Annotated in this window: 19 protein-coding genes and 1 riboswitch; of the genes, 10 read left to right on the top strand and 9 right to left on the bottom strand. The window is 66.6% G+C overall.

Annotation, left to right across the window (positions count from 1 at the left end; genetic code table 11):
* Window positions 1-93 precede the first annotated feature (93 nt).
* Window positions 94-2955, bottom strand: coding sequence for an aminomethyl-transferring glycine dehydrogenase (gene gcvP / locus NRY95_15855; GenBank protein UYC15192.1), 2862 nt, complete (start codon window positions 2953-2955; stop codon window positions 94-96).
* 101 nt (window positions 2956-3056) lie between these two features.
* Window positions 3057-3164: riboswitch (glycine riboswitch) on the bottom strand.
* Window positions 3165-3494: 330 nt separating this feature from the next.
* Between gcvP and NRY95_15850 the strand changes: the two genes are divergently transcribed.
* The 6 genes from NRY95_15850 to NRY95_15825 all read left to right on the top strand — a co-directional run bounded on the left by NRY95_15850 (window position 3495) and on the right by NRY95_15825 (window position 13099).
* Window positions 3495-4745, top strand: a complete 1251-nt coding sequence (locus NRY95_15850; protein ID UYC15191.1) for a multidrug effflux MFS transporter — start codon at window positions 3495-3497, stop codon at window positions 4743-4745.
* A gap of 52 nt (window positions 4746-4797) precedes the next feature.
* Window positions 4798-5211 carry a hypothetical protein gene (locus NRY95_15845; protein ID UYC15190.1) on the top strand — a complete coding sequence of 138 codons (414 nt, stop codon included), beginning with the start codon at window positions 4798-4800 and terminating at the stop codon, window positions 5209-5211.
* Window positions 5212-5215: 4 nt separating this feature from the next.
* Window positions 5216-5746, top strand: coding sequence for a GNAT family N-acetyltransferase (locus NRY95_15840; GenBank protein ID UYC15189.1), 531 nt, complete (start codon window positions 5216-5218; stop codon window positions 5744-5746).
* A gap of 456 nt (window positions 5747-6202) precedes the next feature.
* Window positions 6203-11788 (top strand): RHS repeat protein, encoded by a 5586-nt coding sequence (locus tag NRY95_15835; GenBank protein UYC15188.1) that lies wholly within the window; start codon window positions 6203-6205, stop codon window positions 11786-11788.
* A gap of 12 nt (window positions 11789-11800) precedes the next feature.
* Window positions 11801-12715, top strand: a complete 915-nt coding sequence (locus NRY95_15830; protein UYC15187.1) for an RHS domain-containing protein — start codon at window positions 11801-11803, stop codon at window positions 12713-12715.
* 3 nt (window positions 12716-12718) lie between these two features.
* Window positions 12719-13099 (top strand): hypothetical protein, encoded by a 381-nt coding sequence (locus NRY95_15825; GenBank protein UYC15186.1) that lies wholly within the window; start codon window positions 12719-12721, stop codon window positions 13097-13099.
* A 340-nt stretch (window positions 13100-13439) separates the two neighbouring features.
* Here NRY95_15825 and NRY95_15820 read toward each other — a convergent pair whose 3' ends face one another.
* The 3 genes from NRY95_15820 to NRY95_15810 all read right to left on the bottom strand — a co-directional run bounded on the left by NRY95_15820 (window position 13440) and on the right by NRY95_15810 (window position 17856).
* Complete coding sequence (locus NRY95_15820) at window positions 13440-15413, bottom strand: M2 family metallopeptidase (GenBank protein ID UYC15185.1); 1974 nt, start codon at window positions 15411-15413, stop codon at window positions 13440-13442.
* A gap of 137 nt (window positions 15414-15550) precedes the next feature.
* Entirely contained in the window at window positions 15551-17200 is a 1650-nt protein-coding gene (locus tag NRY95_15815) for a phosphoethanolamine transferase (protein UYC15184.1), read from the bottom strand.
* The gene (locus tag NRY95_15810) at window positions 17197-17856 is read right to left on the bottom strand and encodes a phosphatase PAP2 family protein (protein ID UYC18602.1); all 660 of its coding nucleotides are present in this window, start codon (window positions 17854-17856) and stop codon (window positions 17197-17199) included. The genes NRY95_15815 and NRY95_15810 overlap by 4 nt, the downstream gene beginning before the upstream one ends.
* Before the next feature lie 365 nt (window positions 17857-18221).
* On the opposite strand from NRY95_15810, the gene NRY95_15805 reads away from it, so the two are divergent.
* Together NRY95_15805 and NRY95_15800 are read left to right on the top strand one after the other, a co-directional pair.
* On the top strand, window positions 18222-18923 hold the full coding sequence (locus NRY95_15805) for a response regulator transcription factor (protein ID UYC15183.1): 702 nt from the start codon (window positions 18222-18224) through the stop codon (window positions 18921-18923).
* A complete protein-coding gene (locus NRY95_15800; GenBank protein ID UYC15182.1) occupies window positions 18913-20205 on the top strand; it encodes a HAMP domain-containing histidine kinase in 1293 nt (430 codons plus the stop codon). Before NRY95_15805 ends, NRY95_15800 begins: the two co-directional genes overlap by 11 nt.
* Window positions 20206-20784: 579 nt before the next feature.
* On the opposite strand, the gene NRY95_15795 is transcribed toward NRY95_15800, so the two are convergent.
* From NRY95_15795 to NRY95_15775, 5 genes are all read right to left on the bottom strand, one after another.
* Window positions 20785-21282 carry a hypothetical protein gene (locus NRY95_15795; protein ID UYC15181.1) on the bottom strand — a complete coding sequence of 166 codons (498 nt, stop codon included), beginning with the start codon at window positions 21280-21282 and terminating at the stop codon, window positions 20785-20787.
* A gap of 256 nt (window positions 21283-21538) precedes the next feature.
* Entirely contained in the window at window positions 21539-21796 is a 258-nt protein-coding gene (minE, locus tag NRY95_15790) for a cell division topological specificity factor MinE (GenBank protein UYC15180.1), read from the bottom strand.
* A gap of 2 nt (window positions 21797-21798) precedes the next feature.
* Window positions 21799-22608, bottom strand: a complete 810-nt coding sequence (gene minD / locus NRY95_15785; protein ID UYC15179.1) for a septum site-determining protein MinD — start codon at window positions 22606-22608, stop codon at window positions 21799-21801.
* Between the two features lie 37 nt (window positions 22609-22645).
* Entirely contained in the window at window positions 22646-23401 is a 756-nt protein-coding gene (minC, locus tag NRY95_15780) for a septum site-determining protein MinC (protein ID UYC15178.1), read from the bottom strand.
* Between the two features lie 2 nt (window positions 23402-23403).
* Entirely contained in the window at window positions 23404-23997 is a 594-nt protein-coding gene (locus tag NRY95_15775) for a GNAT family N-acetyltransferase (GenBank protein UYC15177.1), read from the bottom strand.
* Window positions 23998-24136: 139 nt separating this feature from the next.
* Here NRY95_15775 and NRY95_15770 point away from each other — a divergent pair, with 139 nt between their 5' ends.
* Both NRY95_15770 and NRY95_15765 read left to right on the top strand, forming a co-directional pair.
* Complete coding sequence (locus tag NRY95_15770; GenBank protein ID UYC15176.1) at window positions 24137-25330, top strand: sensor histidine kinase; 1194 nt, start codon at window positions 24137-24139, stop codon at window positions 25328-25330.
* Window positions 25330-25971: a response regulator transcription factor gene (locus NRY95_15765; GenBank protein UYC15175.1), complete on the top strand. Its 642-nt coding sequence runs from the start codon at window positions 25330-25332 to the stop codon at window positions 25969-25971. Before NRY95_15770 ends, NRY95_15765 begins: the two co-directional genes overlap by 1 nt.
* Window positions 25972-26022 lie beyond the last annotated feature (51 nt).

The raw sequence follows: 26022 nt of genomic DNA, 5'->3' as shown, positions 1-26022 counted from the left end.
ATGCCGCAGAGTGTCGCATGGACATCGCAGGCATGAAAAAACCCAGTCGCGGGCTACGCGGCTGGGTTCGGAGGGCGGGCGGCTCGGCGGCAGTTACGCCACCACGTCGTCCTTGTATGCATCCACTGGGATGCACGCGCACATCACGTGCTTGTCGCCGTAGACGTTGTCCACCCGCGCCACCGGCGGCCAGTACTTGGCCTGCTTGAGCGTGGGCAGCGGGAACGCGGCCAGCTCGCGCGGGTAGGCGTGGGTCCACTCGCCGGCGGTGACCTGCGCGGCGGTGTGCGGGGCGTGCTTGAGCGGGTTGTCCTCGCGGTCCAGGCGACCGTCCTCGATCGCGCGGATCTCTTCGCGGATCTGGATCATCGCGTCGATGAAACGGTCCAGCTCGTGCAGCGATTCGCTCTCGGTCGGCTCCACCATCAGCGTGCCGGCGACCGGGAAGCTCAGCGTCGGCGCGTGGAAGCCGAAGTCGATCAGCCGCTTGGCGATGTCCTCGGCGCCGATGCCGCTGGTCTTCTCCAGCGGACGCACGTCGAGGATGCACTCGTGCGCGACCAGGCCGTTGCGGCCGGTGTACAGCGTCTTGTAGTGCGGCGCCAGGCGCTTGGCGATGTAGTTGGCGTTGAGCAGCGCGACCTGGGTCGCCTTGCGCAGCCCGGCGCTGCCCATCATGGTGATGTACATCCAGCTGATCGGCAGGATCGAGGCGCTGCCGAAGCTGGCCGCGCTGACCATCCCGACCTCGCCGTCGTCGCCCAGGGTCTTGGGCAGGAACGGTGCCAGGTGCGACTTCACCGCGCACGGGCCCACGCCCGGGCCGCCGCCGCCGTGCGGGATGCAGAAGGTCTTGTGCAGGTTCAGGTGCGACACGTCCGAGCCCCACTTGCCGGGCTTGGCCACGCCGACCAGCGCGTTCATGTTGGCGCCGTCGGTGTAGACCTGGCCGCCGTGCGCATGCACCGCCTCGCAGATCGCCACCACGTCTTCCTCGAACACGCCGTGGGTGGACGGGTAGGTGATCATCAGCGCGGCCAGGCGCTCGCTGTACTTTTCGGCCTGGGCGCGGATGTCGTCGACATCGACGTTGCCGTTGGCGTCGCACTTGGTGACCACCACCTTCATGCCGCACATCTGCGCCGAGGCCGGGTTGGTGCCGTGCGCGGACTCGGGGATCAGGCAGATGTCGCGATGCGCCTCGCCGCGCGAACGGTGATAGGCGCGGATCGCCAGCAGGCCGGCGTATTCGCCCTGCGCGCCGGAGTTGGGCTGCAGGCTGACCGTGTCGTAGCCGGTGCATTCGACCAGCATCGCTTCCAGTTCGTCGATCAGCTGCGCGTAGCCGGCGGATTGTTCGGCCGGCGCCAGCGGATGGATCGCGCCGAACTGCGGCCAGGTCACCGGGATCATCTCGGCGGTGGCGTTGAGCTTCATCGTGCAGCTGCCCAGCGGGATCATGGTGCGATCCATCGCCAGATCCTTGTCGGCCAGCGCGCGCATGTAGCGCAGCAGCTCGTGCTCGCTGTGGTGGGTGTTGAACACCGGGTGCTGCAGGAACGCGCTGCTGCGCTTGAGGTCCTGCGGCAATGCGTCGGCAGTGACCGCATCGAGCGCGTCGATGTCGGCGCGCGCGCCGAACAGCTGCGCCAGCGCGACCACGTCGGCGCGGGTGCTGGTCTCGTCCAGGCTGATGCCCAGCGCCTCGCTGTCGATCGCGCGCAGGTTGATGCCGGCCGCGCGCGCCTTGGCATGGATCGCCTCGGCGTCGATCGCCTTGACGTGCAGGGTGTCGAAGAAGCGCTCGCCGACGGCGACGCCGGCATTGCGCAGCGCCGCGGCCAGGATCGCGGCCAGGCGATGGGTGCGCCGGGCGATGCGGGTCAGGCCGTCGGGGCCGTGGTAGACCGCATACATCGCGGCCATCACCGCCAGCAGCACCTGCGCGGTGCAGATGTTGGAGGTGGCCTTCTCGCGACGGATGTGCTGTTCGCGGGTCTGCAGGGTCAGGCGGTAGGCGGGGTTGCCGGCCGCGTCGATCGACACGCCGATCAGGCGCCCCGGCATCGAGCGCTTGTAGGCGTCGCGGCAGGCCATGAACGCCGCGTGCGGGCCGCCGAAGCCGAACGGCACGCCGAAGCGCTGCGAGTTGCCGACCACGATGTCCGCGCCCCATTCGCCGGGCGCGGCGATCAGGGTCAGCGCCAGCAGGTCGGTGGCCACCGCGACCAGGCCGCCACGCGCATGCACGGCGTCGGCCAATGCCTTGTGGTCGCCGATGTGGCCGAAGCTGTCCGGGTACTGCAGCAGCACGCCGAAGCACTCGGCCTGCAGCGCTTCCTCCGGCGTGCCCACGCGCAGCACGATGCCCAGCGGCTCGGCGCGGGTGCGCAGCAGTTCCAGGGTCTGCGGATGCACCGCGTCGTGCACGAAGAAGGTGTCGGACTTGGCCTTGGCCGAGCGCTTGGCCAGGGTCATCGCCTCGGCCGCGGCGGTGGCCTCGTCCAGCAGCGAGGCATTGGCGATCTCCATGCCGGTCAGGTCCGCGCACATGGTCTGGAAGTTGATCAGCGCTTCCATGCGGCCTTGCGAGATCTCCGCCTGGTACGGCGTGTAGGCGGTGTACCAGGCCGGGTTCTCTAGGATGTTGCGCAGGATCACCTTCGGCGTGTGGGTGCCGTAGTAGCCCTGGCCGATGAAGCTGCGCAGCACCTGGTTCCTGTCGGCGATGGCGCCGATCTTGGCCAGCGCTTCCTCTTCGGTGATCGCGTCGGGCAGCGCCAGCGCGGCCGGCGACTTGATCTTGCCCGGCACGATGGCGTCGGTCAGCGCGTCCAGCGAGTCGTGGCCGACGGTGCGCAGCATGTGCGCGATCTCGGCGTCGTTCGGGCCGATATGGCGTTCGACGAAGGCCGAGTGGTGTTCGAGGTCGCGCAGCGAGGGGGTCTTAGACATGGCGGTCGTCCGGCAGAGGAGGGCACGAAGGGCGGAGGACGCACGGATGCCGCCGTCGGCCGCAGCTGCGGACACGACCGACGGGAAGCCACATGTCTTCCCACTGCCCCTCTGTCCTTTTGCCTGAGAGTTTGGAAGCGGCGGCGGGGTGCGCTGCGCTTCGTGCCCCTTCGGCGCCGGGTTGGACCGGTCTCTCCAGAGTCTTGGTGCGGGTGGTATCGGGCCTGAGCGATTACGGGCGTTTGCGCCTTCGGCAGCGGGTCGCCCCGCTTCTCCCACCATGCTGCCGGGCGATTATAGCGTGGCCGGCGGCGCCCACGGCGGCCTCCGCACGGCCCGCCCGGCGGGCCTGCCGCGGCTCGCTGAACATGCGGGCCTGCGCCCCGCTGCGGCGTGGCCGCGGCCGCGCCGCTTAACGCGGCACTGGCAAGGGTCTATCATGGCGGCATTCCCTCTCCCCATCGTTCCGTCCCTTGGACGGTGTCGTCGCGTGTTCGCCCACCCGGGTTGCGTGCGGCCGGCTTTCCAGGATCCTGCGCATGACGCTCCCGACGATCTCGACCCGCCGCCTGGCATTGCTGCTGGCCGGGCTGGCGATGTTCGGCCCGTTCTCGATCGACACCATCTTCCCGGCGTTCCCGCAGCTGGCGCAGCGCCTGCGCGCCGATCCGGTGGCGATCCAGCAGACGGTCAGCGTATACCTGCTGGCCTACGCGCTGATGGGCCTGGCGCATGGGCCGATGTCCGATGCCTGGGGCCGCAGGCGGGTGATCGTCGGCGGCCTGGTGGTGTTCATCCTGGCCTCGGCCGGCTGCGCGCTGTCGCGCGACCTGCCCATGCTGCTGGCGTTCCGCGCGCTGCAGGGGTTCTCCGCCGGCGTGGGCATGATCGTCGGCCGCGCGGTGATCCGCGACCTGTACCACGGCCACGACGCGCAGCGGCTGATGAGCCAGGTGTCGATGATCTTCGGCATCGCCCCGGCGATCGCGCCGATCATCGGCGGCTGGATCCTGGCCACCGGCGCCGGCTGGCCGACGATCTTCTGGTTCCTGGTCGGGTTCTCGCTGCTGTTGCTGGTCGCTACGCTGCGCTGGATGCCGGAGACGCATCCGCCGCAAATGCGCACGCCGCTGGCGCCGCGCACGCTGCTGCGCGACTACGTGTCGATCGCGTTCAATGCGCGCTTCCAGCGCCTGGCCGCGGCCGGCGCGTTCAACTTCGCCGGCGTGTTCCTGTACATCGCCTCGGCGCCGGTGTTCATCATCGACCTGCTGCACCGCACCGAGCGCGATTTCGCCTGGCTGTTCATTCCCACCATCGGCGGCATGACCCTGGGTTCGTTCCTGTCCGGGCGCATGGCCGGGCGCATCGGGCCGATGCGGCAGGTGCGCATCGGCTTCATCTGCTGCGGCGTGTCGATGGTCGGCAACATCGCCTACACCGCGATCGCGCCGCAGATCGCGCTGCCGTGGGCGGTGCTGCCGATCTTCGTGGCCGGGCTGGGCATGGCGCTGATCTTCCCGATCCTGGCGCTGGCGGTGCTGGACATGTACCCGCGCCAGCGCGGGCTGGCCTCGTCGTTGCAGGCCTTCACCCAGCTGATGCTCAATACCGTGGTGGCCGGTGTGCTGTCGCCGCTGCTCAGCGGCCGGCCGATGCACCTGGCGCTGGGCTCGGGCGCGTTCTTGCTGATCGGCTGGGGCTTCTGGCGCTGGGAGAGGCGCAGCGGCAAGCGCCTGCCGCGGCCCGGCAGCCAGGTGCCGCAGCTGGAGCCGGCCGATCCGGTGTGACGCCGGCGCCGCGGTTGGGCTATCGTCGCCGGGTCATCGTTGAGGAAACCGCATGTCCATCCAGTCCAAGCAGCGCCGCGACGTGCGCAAGAAGCTTGCCGAACGCCTGCGCCACCGCAGCGAAGCCGCCGCCGCCGCGGCCACCGCGATCGAACCGCATGCCGAGCTGCGCGACCAGCAGCGCACCTTGCTGGCCGGCATCGTGCGCCGCGACGGCGAGTGGGTGCTGGGCATGGACGGGCGTATCGCCGGGCAGAGCGAGAGCGCCGCGCAGGTGCTGTCGCTGATCATGCAGGCCGCGGAACTGCACGAGCGCGCCGGCACGCCGGTGCGGCTGGTGTATTCGGATGCGCTGAAGGACGCCGCGCACGCCGATGCGCAGGCGCAGGGGCTGAGCTTCGACGAGTTCAAGGAGCGCCACGCGCAGGTCATGCAGCGCGGGGCCGGCGCGGCGCTGCCGGGCTGAAGACATGGGCCAGAGCGCCAGCCAGGCCGCGGACGCCGCCGTGTCGCTGGCGCGGGTACGGCGCCGCGACGGGCTCGCGCTGATCCAGGCGCACCGCGCCAGCACCGCATTGCATCATCCGTGGACGTATCCGTTCACCGACGTGCCCGGCTTCAACGCCTGGTACGCGCAGACCCTGGACGGCAGCAACGTCGCACTGCTGGCGCGCGCGCGCGACAGCGGCGAGGTCGCCGGCCTGTTCACCTTCAGCCAGATCGTCGGCGGCTGTTTCCAGAGCGCCTACCTGGGCTACCACGCGATGGCCGGCTGCGAAGGCCGCGGGCTGATGACGCATGCCTTGCGGCTGTGCGTGGCCTACGGGTTTTCCGAACTGGGCCTGCATCGGGTGGAGGCCAACATCCAGCCGGACAACGCACGCTCGCTGGCGCTGGTCAAACGCGCCGGTTTCCGCCACGAAGGCTATTCGCCGCGCTACCTGCGCATCGGCGGGGTGTGGCGCGACCACGAACGTTGGGCGCGGCTGGCGGACGATTGAGTCGGCGGCTGCTGCCGATGCGTCCACGCGGTCTTTGGAAATTTCCTGGCCTGTCCAGTTGTTACACACATTGCGTAGCCGCTAACGAGCAGTCGGCAAAATTCCTCTTGACAGCCTCAGGTGCGCGCTATCACAGTTGAGGCGCGGGTAATCGGCGGTGCAATGCTGCTGTGCTGTAGTGATGGCTGCGCCGTCTGCAAAGGGATTGCGCTCTGCTGCGCTTTGAACTGAAGCGCAGTGGTGCATGGTGTCGAGATCGGGGGAAAACATGGATCGTCATTCGGGTGCTGTCGTGCTTGCCGCAACGGTGGGCGCTGTTTCATATCAACGGATACCAGCGACGTAAAGCGTCGCGGATGGTCCCTGCGTTCGATCTATCGATCGGCGCTGCAAACTCATGCATTGAACCCAGTCACTCCTGCGGCTCATGGACACATGCCATGCCGCGGGCGAGGCATGGCCATCTATTGGTCGCTGATCGAGTTCGAGAACAACATGGAAAAGTTCGACACATTTCTTCGCCTGCGCGCAGGTGTGGTCCTGCTGGCGATGGCGTTCGCAATGCTTGCCGATGCGCAGGAGTTGAGGTTCGATCAGAAATACATCGAGCGCATCAAGCAGTCGCAGGACATCGGTCGGCTGAGCGTCGACTCTTTCGGCGAACAGGTCAGCCTGAAGAACGGTGCGGTGGAGTTCAACTGGACCGATATCGACATTCCAGGCAACAGCAAGCTCCCCGTCCGGCTGCAACGGTCGCATGTCATCGAGGACGAGGGCGCGGGCCGTAGCGGCAAACTGGGCGGGTTCGGCGTCGGCGGATCGCTCGATGTGCCCTATCTCAAAGGCGTCTTCAGCACGAACGGCTGGCAGGTGTACGGATCCAGTCCGAACAGCCGCTGCAGCCAACCCGCGCAGCCGCCGGACTACACCTTGACCGCCTCGGACTACTGGTCGGGAAACTGGATGCACATTCCCGGCTCCGGCGACCAGGCGATGCTGGACGAGCCCGCCAGCCAGTTGCCGGCGCCGAGCAACGGCACCAGCTACCCATGGATCACCAAGAACTTCTGGCGCATCTCCTGTCTGGCCAGCACCAAGAACGGATATCCGGGCGAAGGGTTCGTGGCGCTGTCGCCGGAGGGCGACAAGTACTATTTCGATTGGGTCGTCAGCAAGGCGCACCCCGATATCTCCAAGCGCATTGGCAATTATTCGGCCAAAGCATCCATGAGCCGCCTGGCTGTCTTCTTCCTGGCGACGCGCATCGAGGACCGTTTCGGCAACTGGGTCACCTACACGTACAACGGCGACCAGCTGTCGCGGATCGATGCCAGTGACGGCCGCTACATCAGTGTGACCGGCACCTCCGGCGCCAACATCACCTCGGTCGAATCCAGCGTGGGAACCTGGACATACGCTTACGACGACAAGTCGCTGATCATCACCCAGCCGGACAACGCGCAGTCGCGCTATGTCCAGACCGGCAACATGGAGATCCTTCCCAGCCCTTCGTTGCCTCTGTACACAGACACGGCTCGGTGTCCGCTGCCGGAACCTTCCAGCGGAGATTTCACCTATGCGGTGACCTTGCCGAGCAATGCGACCGCAACCTACGCGTTCTCGGTGAAGCGGCATTTCCGCCACAACATTCCAAAGCAATGCAACAGTTTCATGGATGCAGCGGGAGCTAGTACCACCTACCAGTATCTGACCATTCCGAACTTCTCGGATACCTTGACGCTGGTCAGCAAGTCGATCGCCGGGCCCGACCTGCCCTCGATGCAGTGGACCTATACCTATGACATCGGCGCACGGCCGCTGGCCTACGAGGAAACCTGCGCCCGCACAGATCTTCCCAATCCCGAGCTGACCTGCAGCAAGTCCATGCAGACCGAAGTGCGCGGTCCTGAGAACGACTTCAAACGCTACAAGTTCGGCGCTTGGTACCAGCTCAACGAAGGCGTGGACCTGGGGGCGGAGACCGGGACCGTGACCAATAGTGGCTCAGGCGATGTCGTGACGATCCTGAGCACAAGCGAGAACGAGTATGTCGCCACCGCGGATGTCGCTGCCATGCCGTTCCCGAATCTTGTCGGCTCCGACAATATGGGCAACAACGACGATATCTCGACATCGGGGCTGCGTCCGCTGAAGCGGACCACGATCACGCAGCAGGGCGTTTCCTTCCAGTCGCTGGTAAATGCCTACGACGCGTTCGCGCGCCCGACCAGCGTCACCCGTTCCAGTACGCTGGGGAACTCCCGGACCGAGGCCACCGCCTACAGCGACAACCTGGGCAAGTGGGTGCTGGGGCAAGTTGCCTCGGTGACCAAGACGGCACCGGGTGCAGCAGAGGTCATGTCGAGCACCAACTACGACGCTGCGACTGCGCTGCCCACGCAGATCAGCCGCTTCGGCAAACTGATCCAGTCGATCGGCTACAACACCGATGGCACGGTGGCGTCGGTGACCGATGGCAACAGCAACACCACCACGCTGGGGGGATGGAAGCTCGGCCTGCCGCAGAACATTGCCTATGCGGATGGAACCAGCGACTCGGCCGTGGTCAGCAATCGCGGCTTGATCGACTCGGTGACCGATGAGAACGGCTATACGACGTCCTACACGTACGACGCGATGGGACGCATCAGCGGTATCGCCTATCCCACAGGCGATACCGTGGCCTGGGCGCCGACCACGCTGTCGTTCGAACGCGTCGATGCGGCCGAGTTCGGCATCGGGTCCGGGCACTGGCGGCAAACGATCGCGACCGGGAACAGCAGGAAGATCACCTACTTCGATGGACTGTGGCGTCCTTTGCTGGTCCAGGAGCAGGACACGGCCAACGTCGCCGCCACGCAACGCTTCAATCGCTACCAGTACGACCACGCCGGGCGCGTGCTGTTCGCTTCCTATCCGGGTACCACCGACCAACTGGGAACGGGAACCTGGACCGAGTACGACGCCCTGGGCCGGACCACATCGGTTTCCCAGGACAGCGAGTTGGGCCTGCTGACCACCACCACCCAATACCTGTCCGGCTTCCTGACCCAGACCACCAACCCCAGGAACCAGAGCACCATCACGGGTTACATGGCTTTCGACCAGCCGAGCGCGGACTGGCCGGTGAGCTTGAGCCTTCCCGAAGGCGCGTACATGGACATCGCACGCGACGCGTACGGCAAGCCGCTGTCGCTGACCCGCCGCAATGCGGACGGCAGTCTTGCGGTGACGCGCAGCTTCGCCTACGACAGCTACCAGCAACTGTGCCGCAGCGTCGAGCCGGAAACTGGCGCGACCCTGTCCGCCTACGATGGCGCCGGCAACCTCGCATGGTCGGCTGCAGGTCTGGACCCTTCGACTGCCTGCCATGCCAGCGGCACGGCGGCGCCGATCGCCGCCCGCAAGGCCGCCCGCACCTACGACGCGCGCAACCGGATCAAGACGCTCGCCTTCCCTGACGGCAACGGCAATACCACCTATACCTATCTGCCGGACGGCCTGGTCGCCTCGATGGTCGCCAGCGACGCCTCGGGCAATGCGGTCACCACGACTTACGGTTACAACAAGCGGCGCCTGCCCAGCAGCGAGCGGCTGCAATGGGGCGATGTCGATTGGTCCGCCGGCTACGGCTACAACGCCAATGGCCATCTCGCCATGCAGACATCGCCTGGCCTGAGCGTGGACTACGCGCCCAATGCCTTGGGGCAGCCCACCCAGGCAGGCACATACGCGACGGGCATCAGCTACTACCCTAATGGCGCGGTCAAGCAATTCACCTACGGCAACGGCATCGCCCACACGATGGCGCAGAACGCGCGGCAGTTGCCTGCGCGCAGCAGCGATGTCGGCGGCGGCGGCCCGCTGGACATGGCCTATGCCTACGACGCCAATGCCAACGTCGCCTCGGTCACCGACTACGCGACGACGCGGCAGACCCGCAGCATGACCTACGACGGCCTGGATCGGTTGATCACGGCAGAGTCGGTAATGTTCGGTGGCGACAATATCGCGCGCTACTCCTACGACGTGCTCGACAATCTGGCCAGCGTCCGTGTGCATGGGCGCGATCACAGCTATGTCTACGATGCGCACAATCGCCTGAGCAACGTGACCCAGGGGGCAGGAGGGTCGACCGTCATCGGCCTGGCCTACGACGTACAGGGCAACCTGTCCAACAAGAATGGCGAGTTGTACCAGTTCGACTATGGCAACCGGTTGCGCAGCGTTGCCGGCAAGGCCAGCTACGCATACGACGGCGCCGGTCGCCGGGTGCTGGACTACACCACCGGCGGCAAGCGCAGCTTCTACAACCGCGATGGACAACTGCTGTATGCCGACGACCTGCGCCAGGGCAAAGCCATGGCGTACGTCTACGTGGCAGGGAGCCTGGTCGCCGGCATCTCGACCACCACCGCCGTGCTGCCGCCGCCGCCGGCGCCATCGTCCGCGCCTGCGCTGAGCACGCCGTCCGCCAACAGCACCGGCAGCTACACCGTCTCCTGGACGAGCGTTGCCGCCAGCACCAGCTACCCACTGGAGGAAAGTAGCAACGGCGGCACGTCCTGGTCGCAGATCTACAGCGCCAACGACACCACCAAGGTGATCAGCGGCAAGGGCAGCGGAACCTACACCTACCGCGTCCGCGCCTGCAACGCGGGTGGCTGCAGTGCGTACTCGAACGTGGGGACCACCGTGGTCCAGCTTCCTCCCGCGAGCGCGCCTAGTCTGTCTGCTCCTGCGAGCAACGCCACCGGCAGCTACTCGGTGAGCTGGAACGCGGTGGCGTCCGCCACCAGCTATCAACTGGACGAAAGCGGCAACGGCGGCAGCAGCTGGTCGCAGATCTACAACGCCAGCGGCACCAGTACCGCGATCAGCGGCAAGGGCAACGGCGCCTATGCCTATCGAGTGCGGGCGTGCAACAACAGCGGGTGTAGCGCTTACTCGGCGACTGCGACGACGACCGTGGCGTTGCCTCCATCAGCCACACCGAACCTGTCAGCGCCCGCCAGCAGTGCCAACGGTAGCTACTCGGTGAGCTGGTCCAGCGTCGCCACCGCGTCGAGCTACCAGCTGGAAGAAAGCGGCAACGGCGGCAGCAGTTGGTCGGAGATCTACAACGCCGGTGGGACCAGCGCCGCGATTTCCGGTAAAGGCAACGGCAGCTATGCCTACCGCGTGCGCGCGTGCAACGGCTCCGGCTGCGGCGCCTATTCGGTGACCGCAACGACCACCGTGCTGTTGCCACCTTCCACCCCCAGCCTCTCCGTGCCCGGCAGCAGCGGCACCGGTAGCTATTCCGTGAGTTGGTCGGGTGTGGCGACCGCCTCCAGCTACCAGTTGGACGAGAGCGGCGACGGCGGCAGCAATTGGAGTCAGGTCTACAACGGGAGCGGGACTAGCGCTGGGATCTCCGGTAAGGGCAACGGCAACTATGCCTACCGCGTACGTGCCTGCAATGGCTCCGGCTGTAGTTCCTATTCGGCGACCGCGACGACCACCGTGTTGCTGCCGCCGTCCACCCCCAGCCTGTCCGTACCCAGCAGCAGCAACACCGGCAGCTACTCCGTGAGTTGGTCGGCGGTGGCGACGGCCACCAGTTACCAACTGGAGGAGAGCAGCAACGGCGGCAGCAGTTGGAGCCAGGTCTACAACGGCGGCGGGACAAGTGCTGGAATCTCTGGCAAGGGCGATGGCAGCTACGTCTACCGTGTCCGCGCGTGCAACGGCTCGGGGTGCAGCGGCACGTCCGGGACGGGAACGGTGGTGGTCGCCTTGCCGCCGCCAGTACCGACAGGACTCAAGGCGTACTACACCACGCCCAGCACCAGCCAGACGCGCTACAGCGCCAGTTGGGGCGCCTCGACGGGTGCGACCAGCTACATGCTCAACGGTCCGATCGTCTACAACGGCCCCAACCGGATGACGGCCAGTACCGTGAGCGGCGCGCCGAACCTGTCGGCGAAGTTCAAGGTCTGCGCCTGCAACAACAACGGGTGCTCCGCGTGGTCGGCCGAAGTCACGGCCGTCGGGCAATAAGGGGAGAATGCCATGAAGCGCACGATCATCCTTCTGCTGCTGTCGCTGTTCCTGATGGCGACTGCAAATGCGCAGACCGTCATCTACTACCACACCGACGCACTGGGAACGCCAGTCGCGGTGACTGACGCCAGCGGCAATGTGGTGGAGCGTAGCGAGTACGAGCCGTATGGCAGCCTGCTGAATCGTCCGCTGACGGATGGGCCTGGTTATACGGGGCACGTCATGGATGCGGCGACTGGGCTGGCTTATATGCAGCAGCGGTATTACGATCCCGCCATCGGTGTAATGCTGAGTGTTGATCCTGTTACTGCTTATGAGTCAAATGATCTAAGGAATTTTAATAGGTATTCATATGGAAATAACAATCCATATAAGTTTACCGACCCAGATGGCAGGCAAAGTACGCTTGCTCGTATTCTTAGGTCGTTTCCGCCTTATTCATCCGGAACGCATGGCCGGGATGAACAGGATGATTCGCCCTCATCGGGCTCTTCTTCCGGAAAAGACACAAATGGCGATGGGCGCCCAGATAGGGGTATTAGATCCGCCGCACGGGATCCCGTGCGGCGCGATCGTCAAGGGAATCCAGTCTCGCAAGCGAGTAATGCTTCGCCTGATCCGGATGGTGCTGACAATGCAGCCGAGGCGGACTCGGCCGCAGGAAAGTTGCCAACTCCTCCTACTGGCCCTGGCTCCGTTCCCAAGTCTGAGCGGGATCCAAAGCGCCTCTTTTCAGACTCTGAACGTGAAGCTAAGCGCGCTGAACAGGGTCATCAGTGCGCAAATGGATGCGGAAAGAAAATTGATGGGTCGAATTCGGCTGGCCATCACATTAAGCGTCATGCAGATGGAGGTAGGACAGTGCCTGAGAATCACGCAGAAGTTTGCACTCAATGCCACAAGGACCTTCATTCGGGAAATTGATCAATGAACAAAGAAACTCAGGTTTTGAAGGATGAGGAAAATCAACAGGCGATTCCATTGCTCTGGAGGCGCCCGCTTCAGGAGATTGTTGAGGCGCTCAAGCAAGAAAATTTTCAACTCGCAGGTATTAGGGAGGCGCGGCGGCTTTCGCCAAGCGATGCTCAAAGGATCGCAAGAAATATCGAAAATTACGGGGCGCATTTAAGGAGCTTGCCGGAGGAGGCGTGGCAGACTTCGGTCTGTCAATGGATGCGTGAATACTGGGATGCTTTGATTGATCTTTACACCCTTGAAGAAGGTGTGAGCGATTTGGTGCTGTCTGTTCGTGTTTATGAAATACCTGACGGCTATGAGTTTGATGTCCAGTCCGTTCATGTGCCATGAAGTGCGGTAAGGTCCAGTTTTATCCGGAATTCATAACGCATAGGTCCGCCACTCGCTTGTTTGTCGTTTAATCGAGATTCGTGAGCTAAAGAATCTCCTGCGAGCAATGAGTCAGGAAATTCGCTGGGCGAGCTGTTGCTTGGCCTTTTGTCAACTGGCTGAGGTTTCGATTTGCTGAAGCTCTGTAGAGGTGATTGGCGAGAACGGCGTTCTTCACCTCCGCAGCTTATATTGAGCAAAAGGGGGTAAGGAGGATTGGAGGTAATTAATCTTCGCCCATGACGCATAAGGCCGCATCAGCGGCCCTTATCGTTGAATGTCAGGCTTTTCCGAGGAGTGACTACTTTGGCACTGCCGCCTGCACCGCCTTCGGCGCTTCCCAGCCGCACATCTGCCCCTGGTTCTGCTGCTTGAGCCACTCCTGCATCGGCGCGAAGTATTCCAGCAGCGGGGCGGCGTCGAGCTTGTCGTTGCCGGTGAGTTCCTTCAGCGTGGCCTGCCACGGCTGGCTGCCGCCACGTTGCAGCATCGACCAGAATTTCTGCCCGGCCTCCTTATTGCCGTAGAAGGTGCACTCGTACAGCGGGCCTTTGTAGCCGGCGGCGTCGCACAGGCCCTTGTAGAACTGGAACTGCAGGATGTGCGACAGGAAATAGCGGGTGTACGGGGTGTTGCCGGGGACGTGGTACTTGGCGCCTGGGTCGAAGAACTCCTCGCCGCGCGGCGACGGCGGAGCCACGCCCTGGTACTTGGCCTTCAGGTCCCACCAGGCCTGGTTGTAGTGCTCCGGCGCGATCGAGCCGTCGAACACACCCCAGCGCCAGCGGTCGATCATCAGTCCGAACGGCAGGAACGCGACCTTGCTCAGCGCCATGCGCATCTGCGCATTGATCAGCGCTTCGCGGCTGAGCTGCGGCGCTTCGACCAGGCCGATCGAATGCAGGTACTGCGGGGTCATCGCCAGCACGATGGTGTCGCCGATCGCCTCGTGGAAGCCGTCGTTGGCGCCGCCCTGGAACAGCGGCGGCAACGGGTTGTAGGCCAGGTCGTAATAGATGTGGCCGAGTTCGTGGTAGATGGTGGTGAAGTCTTCCTCGTTCGGCTTGATGCACATCTTGGTGCGCACGTCGCCGGCCATGTCCATGTCCCAGGCGCTGGCGTGGCAGACCACGTTGCGGTCCAGCGGCTTGATGAACTGGCTGCGCGCCCAGTAGCTGTCCGGCAGCTTGGGCATCGCCAGGGAGGTGTAGAAATCCTGCGCGCGCTCGGTCATCTGCTTGGCGCTCTGCAGCTGCGCGTCGCGTTGGGCCATGAACCGCGCCTCCGGCGAAGTGTCGCCATTGCGCCGCGCCAGCGCCGCGCCGAGGTTGCTCTGGTACTGCTTCTCCAGCGTGTCGGTGATGTCCAGGCTGCCGGCGCCGGGGTAGGGTTGCAGCAGGTCCCACAGGTTGCTCCAGTCCTGCTGCCACATGTTGCCGAGCAGGTGCGCCGGCAGCAGCCCGCCGGCGACCTCGCCCTTGTCCTTGCCGTACTCGGCGTCGAGCTTGCCGCGGGTGTAGCAGTGCAGTTGCTCGTACAGCGGCTTGACCTGGGCCCACAGCCGGTCGGTCTCGGCGGCGATCTGCGCCGGCGGCATGTCGTAGCCGCTGCGCCACATCGCGCCGGTATCGGCATAGCCCATCTCGCGCGCGCCTTCGTTGACCAGTTCGACGAAGCGCTGGTAGTCCTGGCGCAGCGGCTGTGCGGTGCCGTGCCAGCCTTGCCACGCGTCGAGCTGCTGGTCGTAGTCGCGGCTGCGGCGCAGCACGTCCTCCAGTTCGCCCAGCTGCCGGCAACGGCGCGCATCGCCCTCGCCGGTGCAATAGGACGCCGCGCCGTAGGCGCCTTCCATCTTCGAGGTCAGCTGGGCCAGTTCGGCCAGCCTGGCCGGATCGCGCGGCGCCGGCATCGCGGTCATCAGCTTCAGCAGCTGCAGCGCACGCGCGCTGTCGGCCGACATCGGCTTGCCCTCGTAGCGCTTGGCCTGCGCGATCCAGCCGTTGAGCGTGGTCAGCCAGCGCTCGTTGGCCTTGGCCACCAGCCGCTCCGAGTCGCCGTTGATGTAGGTGATCGACAGCCACTGCGCCGAGGTCAGCTCCGGCAGCAGCGCGCGGTATTCCTCGTTGATGCGGGCGACGAACTGGTCGGCGCTCTCGCCGGGCGCGGCCGGCGCCGGCGCGGTGCCGGTCTGGGTGGTCGCTTCCTTGCGGCACGCGGACAGCGCAAGCACGCTCGCGCCGATGCACAGCGCAAGCAGCAGATGGCGGTGGTTCACGGCGGATCCTTCGGTGACGAATGCGACGAGGCTAGTGGTCCGTCCCGTCCGCCGCAAGGGCCGCCTGCCGCGCGGCAAGGGCACGCACTTCTATCCGCCCTCGGTCTTCGATTCCCGATTCCCGATTCCCGGCAGCGCTAGCTGGCGCATTGCGCGAACAGATCGCGCGAACGTTCGTAGACCCCGGTCCTGACCTGCATCAGGCCCAGCACCGACGGGAACAGGTTGTCCTGGTCGGCGTACTGGCGCGAACGCGCACGCACGCAGGCCAGATCCAGGCCGCGATCGCTGGCGAAGCCGGGCGAGAACCACATCACCATCGGCACGTGGGTCTGCTCCTGCGGCGCGATCGCATACGGCACGCCGTGCAGGTACAGGCCCTTTTCGCCCAGCGATTCGCCGTGGTCGGACAGGTAGATCATCGCGGTGTCGTAGTCGGGCATCGCCTCCAGCGTGGACACGGTGCGCGCCAGCAGGTGGTCGGTGTACAGCAGCGAGTTGTCGTAGGCATTGGCGATCAGGTCGCGCTCGCAGTTGCCCAGGTCGGCGGTGTCGCAGGTCGGGGTGAAGCGGCGGAAGCTGGCCGGATAGCGTTCGAAATAGCTGGGGCCGTGGCTGCCGAGCTGGTGCAGCACGACCACGCGGTCGCCGGGCTTGGCGCGCACCTGGGTGGCCAGATCCTGCAGCAGGATCTCGTCCATGCAGCGTCCGTCCTTGCACAGCTGCGGGTCCTTGGCGTCGTCCAGGCGCTGGATCGTCAGGCCGTCGCACACGCCCTTGCAGCCGGACTGGTTGTCGCGCCACAGCGTGGCGATGCCGGCGTGTTCGAGCACGTGCAGCAGCGACTGGTGCTTGCGGATGTTGCCTTCGTTGTAGTCGTGGCGGCCGAACGGCGAGAACATGCACGGCACCGAGACTTCGGTGCTGGTGCCGCACGAATGCATGTCGGGGAAGTTGATCACGTCCAGCTGCGCCAGTTGCGGCGTGGTCTGGCGGACGTAGCCGTTCAGGCCCCAGTTCTGCGCGCGTGCGGTCTCGCCCAGCACCACGACCAGCAGCCGCGGCTTGCTGCCGGGCGCGCGCGGGGTGGCGATCGCGTCGTGTTCCAGCGGCAGCTTCGGCGCCTTGTGGGTGGGGCTGGCGGACTTGAGGTTCTGCCGCAGCGCGACCAGGTAGTTGATCGGCGTGGCCAGGTAGCGGATCTCGCGGTGGTTGCGCATCATCGCCGACAGGTCCTGGAACGACAGCATCGCGCCGACGCCGCCCAGCGCCAGCATCGCCAGCAGGAAACCGGCGCGGATCGCCAGCGCCTTGCCTGGCGGACGCCGGAGCAGGCGCAGCCGCCACAGCACCAGGATCGGCAGTGCGGCGTAGAACAGCAGCGGCGCGATCAGCGCCGGGGTCATCAGTTCGCGCGATTCCTTGTGGTCGGTGGCCAGCACGTTGCGCAGCATGTCCGCGTCCAGGTAGACGCTGTAGCTGTTCATGTAGTGCGTGGCGAACGCGGTGGTGAGCAACAGCACGGTCAGCAGCGGCTTGGACACGCCGCGCCACAGCAGCAGGCCCAGCAGCAGCCCGTGCACCGACAGCAGCAGCAGGAACAGCGACAGGCCCAGCTTCAGGTCGCCGGGGTGGCCGCTCATCGCGCTGCGCCAGAACATGCCGTTGCAGACCAGGGCGAAGAAGGCGCTGGCGGCCAGCGCCAGGGTTTCGTTGCTCAGCAGCGGGCGGTAGCGCCACCAGCGGATCTTGGAGTGTGTGCCGGGATGCGGCAGCGAAATGCTCATGCGCGACTTTCCTTCAAGACAGGCAAGGACACATGCATGGATCGGGCCGAAACCTGCGGTTGCCACAGCAAGGCGCGGTACAGACCCAGGGCCACCGCCCAACTCAGGGATAGCGTCCACAGATCGTGGGACAGGAAGTGCGCGCCGCGCAATTGCTGGCCGAGGCCGAACAGCAGCCCGGCACCGAGCCCGACCGCCAGCGCCGGCCAGCGCCAGGCCGGCTTCAGTGCCAGCGCGACGAAGTACAGCGCCACCCAGGCATAGCCGGCGCTGGAATGCCCGGCCGGGAAGCAGGCGGCATGCGGCATGCCGGCCGGGCGCGCCTCGAACAGGCCGATATAGGGCAGGTGGCCGCCGTAGCGGCTCAGGTCCCACGGGCAGTCCATGTGGGTCAGCGACTTCAGCAGCGACACCGCGCCGGTGCTCAACGCCACCGCCAGCGCCAGGTACAGCAGCGGCAGGCGGTAGCGCTGGCCGTCGGCGCGGCGCCAGGCCCAGACCGCCAGTCCAGCCGTCGCCACCCAGGCCACGGTGCTGAGCAGCTTGCCGTCGTGATGGATCAGGTTGCGGGTCAGCGCCGCGTTCTTCAGCGCCCAGTGGCCGCCTTCCCAGCGGTACAGCAGGTCGGCGAACCAGAAATCCCCGCCCAGGCCCATCAGCACGGTGCTGGCCAGCAGCGCCACGGCCAGCGGCAGCCCCCCATGCCAGCGATAGAAGGCCGACACCGCGGGCAGGGCGGGAGCGGCGGCAGGCAGGGGCAGGGAGGAGGGCATGTGCATGGCGACAGGCGTGCTGGACGTGCGGACGGTAGCGAGTGTCATGGTGTTGCGCTTCGTGTCGGAGACTGGTCGGATCGGGGCCGCCGCAGGCGCGGCGCTTCAGCCCAGGTTGTCGTCGCGGTTTTCGGGTTGCGTGCAGGTTCTATCGAGATTCGGTCAAGACGCAGCGTTCCGACCGCGCTCCGACGCGTATCCGCTAGCATGGCGCCATCCCCTGTCGTCCCGGAATGCGAGCGAGTGCCATGCGGCTGTTGGTCATAGAGGACAACCGAAATCTGGTGGCGAACCTGTTCGACTATTTCGAGGTGCGCGGCCATACCCTGGATGCGGCGCCGGATGGCGTGACCGGCCTGCACCTGGCCACCACCCAGCACTACGACGCGGTGATCCTTGACTGGATGCTGCCGCGCCTGGACGGCCCGCAGGTGCTGCGCGCGATGCGCGAGCAGCACCACGCCGAGGTGCCGGTGATCATGCTCACCGCGCGCGACGAGCTGCCGGACAAGATCGCCGGCTTCCGCGCCGGCGCCGACGACTACCTGACCAAGCCCTTCGCGCTGCCGGAGCTGGAAGTGCGGCTGGAGGCGCTGCTGCTGCGCGCCAACGGCCGCGGCCGCAGCAAGCTGCTGCGCGTGGGCGACCTGCAGCTGGACCTGGGGACGCTGGAGGCGACCCGCGGCGGCCGCACGCTGCACCTGTATCCGGCCTGCCGCAAGCTGCTGGAAGTGCTGATGCAGGCCAGCCCGGCCGCGGTCACCCGCGATCGCCTGGAACAGGCGCTGTGGGGCGACGAGCCGCCGGACGGCGACATGCTGCGCTCGCACATCTACGACCTGCGGCGCAGCGTCGACGGCCCGTTCGCGGCCAAGCTGATCCACACCCTGCCGCGCATCGGCTACCGGCTCGCGGTGGTGGACCCGCACGAGCAAGAGCATGCCGCGTAGGGCCGGGCTGCGGCAACGCATCACGCTGTGGCTGGTCGGCTATGCGGCGCTGCTGTCGCTGGCGGTGTTCGTGCATGGCTACATCGTCAACGACCAGGCCGAACAGCTGACCTGGCGCTCGCTGCTCAGCTCGGAACTGGAACATTTCCTGACCCGCAGCGCGGCCGATCCGGACTACCGCTGGATCGACACCCGCACCGTGAGCCTGTACGGCGACGAAGGCGGCGAGCCGCTGCCGCCGCCTGTGGCGGCGCTGGCGCCGGGCCTGCACGACGACGTGCCGCTGGAAGGCCGCGACAAGGTGGTGCTGGTGCAGGACGTGCACGGCCGCCGCCTGGCGCTGGCGCTGGACATCACCGAGCTGCAGAAGCACGAGGAGAACCTGGCGCTGTGGATGCTGCTGTCCAACGTGATCGCGGTGCTGCTGCTCGGCGCGCTGGTGGCCTGGGGCCTGGGCCGCGTGGTGCAGCCGCTCACCGACATGGCGCAACGCATCGGCAGCCTGCGTCCGGACCGGCCGGGCCAGCGCATCGAAGTGCATCCGCGCGCCAGCACCGAACAGGTGGTGATCGCCGATGCGTTGAACGACTACCTGCTGCGCAACGACCTGTTCGTCGAGCGCGAGCGCGCCTTCATCGACAGCACCAGCCATGAACTGCGCACGCCGGTGGCGGTGATCGGCGGCGCCGCCGAACTGGCGCTGGAGCAGCCCGACATCCCGCCCAGCGCGCGCAACCAGCTGCTGCGCATCCGCCGCACCGCCAGCGGCGTCGGCCAACTGATTTCCTTGCTGCTGGTGCTGGCCAAGGACCCGGCGCGGCTGGCGCGCGGCAGCGACCTGGTGCGGCTGGACCAGTTGCTGCCGGACATCGTCGAGGACCATCGCCACCTGTGCGCCGACAAGCGCCTGCAACTGGTGCTGGCGCCGTTGCCGGCGTGCGAGGTGCTGGCGCCGCTGGCGATCGTGCAGGCGGCGATCGGCAACCTGCTGCGCAACGCGATCGAGAACAGCGACCAGGGCGTGATCCAGATCGCGATGCCGGCGCCGGGCGTGGTGCGCATCGACGACCCCGGCCACGGCATGGCGCCGGAAGAGATCAGCGCCATCTACATGCGCATGGCCCGCGGCGGCGGCCGCGAGGGCAGCGGCATCGGCCTGGACCTGATCGCGCGGCTGTGCGAACACCTCGGCTGGTCGCTGCAACTGGATTCGGATGCCGGGCAGGGCACGCGGGCGACGCTGGATATGAGTCCGGCATTGAAGGAGGGCGACGCGGCGTAATGGGTGGGTGTCCTGACGCTGACGGGGCTGCGGCGCGTGCAGCGTGCCGTTGCGTGCGTCGTGGTTGAAATCGCTCCTGCAGGGACTTGCCGCGAGCAGAATGGGTGCATTGCGGGAGGGGCGTCGGTCCCGAAGGCATCCGAAGCCTGGACACCATCTCTCCTGGACACCATCTCTCGTCGCGACTGAAGTCGCTCCCACAGGAGCCTGCGGCAGATTGGCCGGGTGCACTGTGGGAGGGACTTCAGTCCCGACTGCATGCCTAGCCGGCAGGCATCCGTGTTTCGTTCGTCGCGGTTGAAGCCGCTCCTGCAATGGCCTGCGGCAGATTGGCCGGGTGCACTGTGGGAGGGACTTCAGTCCCGACCGCATGCGTAGCCGGCTGGCATCCGTGTTTCGTTCGTCGTGGCTGAAGCCGCTCCCACAGTGGCTTGCGGCAGATTGGCCGGGTGCACAGTGGGAGGGACTTCAGTCCCGACTGCATGCGTAGCCGGCAGGCATCCGCGCTTCGTTCGTCGCGGCTGAAGCGGCTCCTGCAAGCGCTCGGAGAGCCGATGCGATCGCTTGCACGGAACTCAGTCAGGCCTGCTGCGGCAGCAAGCCGCGCTGCCGCAGCCAGGCGCGCGCGTCCTCGGCATCCTGTTCGAACCAGGCGCGGGTGGAGCCGAGCCGGTAGGTGTAGCCCCATGCATCCATGTCGGCCATCAGCCGCGCGCTGCCGACGCCGGGCAGCGCGTCGGCCAGGACGATCTGCAGGTAGCAGGTGGCGTCCTCTTCCTCGACCGAATCGGTGGCGTCGGTATGTACCTGTGCGCGCCGTTCCGGCGGCAGCACGATCAGGTGGCAGGCCTCGTGCAGCAGCGAATGCACGGGCGTGTCGTCGCGCACGTACACGTCGCTGGCGATCACGCCGGCTTCCGGTTCGCCCCAGTAGCTGCCGGGAATGCTGGCACCGTCGGCGACCCGGTGCAGGGTCAGCCCATGGCCGGCCAGCAGCGCCCGCGGCGCCTCCAGGCCGATGGCGCCGACGGTCAGGACCTCGGCAGCGGGGGCGGAGCGGGAAGCGTCGGTGTGCATCGGGAGGTCGGGAAGGAGGAGCGGCGTAACGCAATCGAAGAATGTTGGCGATGGTTGGGCAGCTCGGCAGCTCGACCACTGCGCCACTGGCGCTCATGGATTCGGTGAGCGCAGCTGCGGTCGTGTGCGCGACCATGACGCATCGCAGGCGCCGCAGTGCGGCTTCGTCAGGACGCTGCGTCGAACACACCGCCGAACAAGGCGCCGCAGGCTGCGCGCCACAGCCGCCATCGGCGACCGCAGCGTGCTGCCCGGCTCAGGGCGTCGGCCCTTCCGGCAGCGCCACCGAGATGTCGAGCACGTCGTGTTCGCCGTCCTTGACCAGGTCCACCTTGACCGCGTCGGCGTCGATGTTGACGTACTTCTTGATCACTTCCAGCAGTTCGCGCTGCAGCAGCGGCAGGTAATCCGGGCCGCCACGGTGGTTGCGCTCCTGCGCGATGATGATCTGCAGGCGGTTCTTGGCGGTTTCGGCGGTGTTCTTCTTGGCCTTGAGGAAGTCGAATAGTCCCATGCTCACCCTCCGAACAACTTGGTGAAGAAGCCCTTCTTCTCCACGGAGATGAAGCGCATCGGGCGCTCTTCGCCCATGATCCGGGCCACGGCGTCGTCGTACGCCTGGCCGGCCGGGGACTCGCCATCCAGGATCACCGGCTCGCCCTTGTTGGAGGCGTTGAGCACGTCGCCGGATTCGGGGATCACGCCGATCGCCTTCAGCCCCAGCACTTCCTCCACGTCGGTGATGCTGAGCATCTCACCGCCTTCCACCCGGCCCGGGCTGTAGCGGGTCAGCAGCAGGAACGCCGGCACGGTCTTGCCTTCCTCGGCCTTGCGGGTCTTGGAGTCGAGCAGGCCGATGATGCGGTCGGAGTCGCGCACCGAAGAGACTTCCGGGTTGACCACGACCACGGCGCGGTCGGCGAAGTACATCGCCAGGAACGCGCCCTTCTCGATGCCGGCCGGCGAATCGCAGACGATGTATTCGAAGCCTTCGGCGACCAGGTCCTTGAGCACCTTCTCCACGCCGTCCTGGGTCAGCGCGTCCTTGTCGCGGGTCTGCGAGGCGGCCAGCACGTACAGGTTGTCGAAGCGCTTGTCCTTGATCAGCGACTGCTTGAGCGTGGCCTCGCCGTGCACCACGTTGACGAAGTCGTACACCACCCGGCGCTCGCAGCCCATGATCAGGTCGAGGTTGCGCAGGCCCACGTCGAAGTCGATCACGGCGACCTTCTTGCCGCGTCGCGCCAGCCCGCAGGCCAGGCTCGCGCTGGTGGTGGTCTTGCCGACGCCGCCCTTGCCGGAGGTGACTACGATAATTTCAGCCAAAGGAATGTCTCCTGATACGTTCGGTTGTAGGGCCGCGTCAATCTTGCGCGGCGATCTTGATCTGGTCCTGCTCCAGCCAGACCTGGACGGCCTTGCCACGCAGTTCCTTGGGAATATCGTCCAGTACCTTGTAGTGGCCGGCGATGGCGACCAGTTCGGCATGGAAGTCGCGGCAGAAGATCCGCGCCTCGGTATTGCCTTGCGCGCCGGCCAGCGCGCGACCGCGCAGGCTGCCGTAGATATGGATGCTGCCGTCGGAGATCACTTCGGCGCCGGCGCCGACCGTGGCCACCACGGTCAGGTCGCAGTTCTCCGCATACAGTTGCTGGCCCGAGCGCACCGCGGTCCTCTGCATGCGCCCAGGTTGCGGGCGCGCCGCAGGGGCGGGCGGCGGCGGGGGCGGCGGTGAGACCGGGGCGGGCGCGGCGGCGGGGGTGCCGCCGTCGATGCGCTCGTACTGGGCGCGGAACTTGGCCAGCAGCGGCAGGCCCAGCGCCTCGGACAGCTGTTCGGTCTCGCGGGTGCCGTAGGCCAGCGCCACCGGCAGCACGCCGGCGGCGCGCAGGCCTTCCAGCAGCGCGCGCGCGGTGGCGGTGTCGGGGGTCTGCGCCAGGCCGCCGAAATCGATGATCACCGCGGCGCGGCCGAACAGCTTGGGCGCGCGCTGCACGCGCTCGCGCATTTCCTGGGTCAGGCGCGCCACGTCCAGGGTGCGGATGCGCAGGTTGGCGATGCCGACCTGGCCGATCTTCAGTTCGCCTGCCTGCTCGAAATCCAGATTCACCGACGACACGCTCAGGTCCCGGTCGGGCGCTGGGCCCGTTGCAGGCGGCGGGCATGGCCGACCCAGGGCAGGTCGGGCAATTCGTCGCCGTAGGTCTCGCGGACCCAGGCGTAACTGCACAGATCCTTCAACAGCATGCTGGCACGCACCTCCACCTCGTTCATCGTGTTCTGGCCCACTTCGCGGAAACCGAAGCTGCCATGGAACAGCAGCGCCGCGTCCGCGCCATGATCCAGGAAAACCTCGCACGCCAGCTGCGGGTAGCGCAGCTCGGCGTAGCTCTGCACGTCGGCATAGAACGCGCGGCCGACGCCGCCGCCGCGGCGGCGGCTGGCCACCACGATGCGGTCGATATAGAAGAACGCCGGATAGCGCTCGCGAAACCAGGCGAAATTGCTGCTGTCGTGATCGCTGCCGCCGCCGAAACCGACCAGGAAGCCGGCCAGGTTGCCGTCGCGCTCGGCGACGCGGAAGTATTCTGCGGTCTCGTAGAAGCGGTGCAGCTTGGCCGAATCCAGCGGCAGGATCGCCAGTCCGGCGTTGTTGTTCAGGGCCATGACCGAATCGAGCTCGTGCTCGCGCACGTCGCGGATGACGATCGACATTGGGACTCCGTTGCTGATGCGCGCGCGGCCAGATGCGGACCGCCAGCCGGATTATCGCACGCGTGGCCCGGGGCGGCGAGCCGCGCATGCATGACTTCCGTGGGAGTGCATTGCGCGCCGTTCATCCTAAGATGCGTGCATGTTGGGAAACCTCAGCCACACCCGCGTCCTGCGCTTCGCCGGCCTGTTCACCTGGGCCATGATCGCCATGCCGCTGGTCTACACCTACTGGATCCCGGAGGAGGGGGCGAACCGGCGTGGCGGCTGGGAAGCGGCGATGATGTCCGGCTTCTTCATCGCCTTCGGCGGCAGCTACTACTGGCTGACCCGCGGGCTGGGCAGCGGCGGCCACGCGCATTGGTACGATCGCCTGATCCTGCTGCTGCTGACCGTCTGCGCGCTGGCGGTCAGCTATCTGACCGGAAGCGGGCTGGGCAGCATCCTGATGATGGTGGCGGCGGGGGTGATCCCGTGGTTGCTGCCGGTACGGATCGGCGTGCTGTGGCTGGTGCTGAGCCAGTTGGCGGTGCTGCCGGTCTACTACCTGCTGGTCGGTTTTCCGCTGTTCGACGCGCTGATGCAGTCGCTGCTGTACGGCGGCTTCTCCATGTTCATCTTCGTCACCAGCCTGGTCGCGCGGCAGCAGGCCCAGGCCCGCGAGGAGCAGCGCCAGCTCAATGCCGAGCTGCGCGCCACCCGCGCGCTGCTGGCCGAAAGCGCCCGGGTCAACGAGCGCACCCGCATCTCGCGCGAGCTGCACGACCTGCTCGGCCACCACCTGACCGCGCTGAGCCTGAACCTGGAAGTGGCCGGCCACATCACCGAAGGCCGCGCGCAGGAGCATGTGCACCAGGCGCATACCCTGGCCAAGCTGCTGCTGACCGACGTGCGCGAGGCGGTCAGCCATCTGCGCGACAGCGGCGCGATCGACCTGGCCGCGGCGCTGCGGCCGCTGGTCGAGCGGGTGCCGTCGTTGCGGATCCATCTGCAGGTGGACGAGCCGTTGACCGTCGAGGATCCGGAGCGCGCGCATGTCCTGCTGCGCTGCACCCAGGAAATCATCACCAACACGGTGCGCCACGCGCAGGCCGACAACCTGTGGATCCAGGTGCGCCGCGACGGCCCGCAGGTGGTGATCCAGGCCCACGACGACGGCCGCGGCTGCGAGGCGCTGCTGCCCGGCAACGGCCTGCGCGGCATGCGCGAGCGGCTGAGCCAGTATGGTGGCAGCCTGGAAATCGATGCGCCGCAGGGCACGGGCTTCCGCCTGCGCGCCGCGGTCCCGAGTGCGGCGGCCCTGCTGCCGCCCGCCGTTTCACAAGGAGTGTTGTGATGATCCGTGTCTGCCTGGTCGACGACCAAACCCTGGTGCGGCAGGGAATCCGCTCGCTGCTGGCGCTGGACGGCGGGATCGAGGTGGTCGCCGAGGCCAACGACGGCCGCCAGGCGGTGGCACTGATCCCGCAGGTGAAGCCGGATGTGGTGCTGATGGACATGCGCATGCCGGCGATGTCCGGGCTGGAGGCGCTGCAGATGCTGTCGCGCAACGGCACGCTGCCGCCGACCATCATCCTGACCACCTTCGACGACGACCAGCTGGTGCTGGCCGGGCTCAAGGCCGGGGCCAAGGGCTACCTGCTCAAGGACGTGTCGCTGGAACAGCTGGTCGGCGCGATCCGCGCGGTGGCCGCCGGCGGTTCGCTGGTGCAGCCGGCGGTGACCCAGCGCCTGCTGTCGGGCCTGGAGCACATGCGCAACGACTTCGTCAGCCTGGACCGGCCGGATCCGCTGACCGACCGCGAGACCGAGATCCTGCGGCTGATGGCCAGCGGTTTCTCCAACAAGGAGATTGCCAACTCGCTGGGCGTGGCCGAGGGCACGATCAAGAACCACGTGTCCAACATCCTGTCCAAGCTGGGCGTGCGCGACCGCACCCGGGCGGTGCTGAAGGCGTTCGAGCTGCAGTTGGTCTGACCGGACAGGATGCCCGGCCCGGCGCAGCGCGCCGGGCGTTCGCGGGCGCGC

The organism is Xanthomonas campestris pv. phormiicola, from assembly GCA_025666215.1.
Taxonomy (GTDB): Bacteria; Pseudomonadota; Gammaproteobacteria; order Xanthomonadales; family Xanthomonadaceae; genus Xanthomonas_A; species Xanthomonas_A campestris_A.
Note: the sequence above shows the minus strand (reverse complement) of the source record. Positions and strands in the feature narration are given on the sequence as shown.

Excerpts from the sequence above, each read along its gene's own strand:
- gcvP (UYC15192.1), bottom strand. The coding sequence starts at position 2,955 with ATGTCTAAGACCCCCTCGCTGCGCGACCTCGAACACCACTCGGCCTTC.
- NRY95_15850 (UYC15191.1), top strand. The coding sequence starts at position 3,495 with ATGACGCTCCCGACGATCTCGACCCGCCGCCTGGCATTGCTGCTGGCC.
- NRY95_15845 (UYC15190.1), top strand. The coding sequence starts at position 4,798 with ATGTCCATCCAGTCCAAGCAGCGCCGCGACGTGCGCAAGAAGCTTGCC.
- NRY95_15840 (UYC15189.1), top strand. The coding sequence starts at position 5,216 with ATGGGCCAGAGCGCCAGCCAGGCCGCGGACGCCGCCGTGTCGCTGGCG.
- NRY95_15835 (UYC15188.1), top strand. The coding sequence starts at position 6,203 with ATGGCCATCTATTGGTCGCTGATCGAGTTCGAGAACAACATGGAAAAG.
- NRY95_15830 (UYC15187.1), top strand. The coding sequence starts at position 11,801 with ATGAAGCGCACGATCATCCTTCTGCTGCTGTCGCTGTTCCTGATGGCG.
- NRY95_15825 (UYC15186.1), top strand. The coding sequence starts at position 12,719 with ATGAACAAAGAAACTCAGGTTTTGAAGGATGAGGAAAATCAACAGGCG.
- NRY95_15815 (UYC15184.1), bottom strand. The coding sequence starts at position 17,200 with ATGAGCATTTCGCTGCCGCATCCCGGCACACACTCCAAGATCCGCTGG.
- NRY95_15810 (UYC18602.1), bottom strand. The coding sequence starts at position 17,856 with ATGGGCCTGGGCGGGGATTTCTGGTTCGCCGACCTGCTGTACCGCTGG.
- NRY95_15805 (UYC15183.1), top strand. The coding sequence starts at position 18,222 with ATGCGGCTGTTGGTCATAGAGGACAACCGAAATCTGGTGGCGAACCTG.
- NRY95_15800 (UYC15182.1), top strand. The coding sequence starts at position 18,913 with ATGCCGCGTAGGGCCGGGCTGCGGCAACGCATCACGCTGTGGCTGGTC.
- NRY95_15795 (UYC15181.1), bottom strand. The coding sequence starts at position 21,282 with ATGCACACCGACGCTTCCCGCTCCGCCCCCGCTGCCGAGGTCCTGACC.
- minE (UYC15180.1), bottom strand. The coding sequence starts at position 21,796 with ATGGGACTATTCGACTTCCTCAAGGCCAAGAAGAACACCGCCGAAACC.
- NRY95_15775 (UYC15177.1), bottom strand. The coding sequence starts at position 23,997 with ATGTCGATCGTCATCCGCGACGTGCGCGAGCACGAGCTCGATTCGGTC.
- NRY95_15770 (UYC15176.1), top strand. The coding sequence starts at position 24,137 with ATGTTGGGAAACCTCAGCCACACCCGCGTCCTGCGCTTCGCCGGCCTG.
- NRY95_15765 (UYC15175.1), top strand. The coding sequence starts at position 25,330 with ATGATCCGTGTCTGCCTGGTCGACGACCAAACCCTGGTGCGGCAGGGA.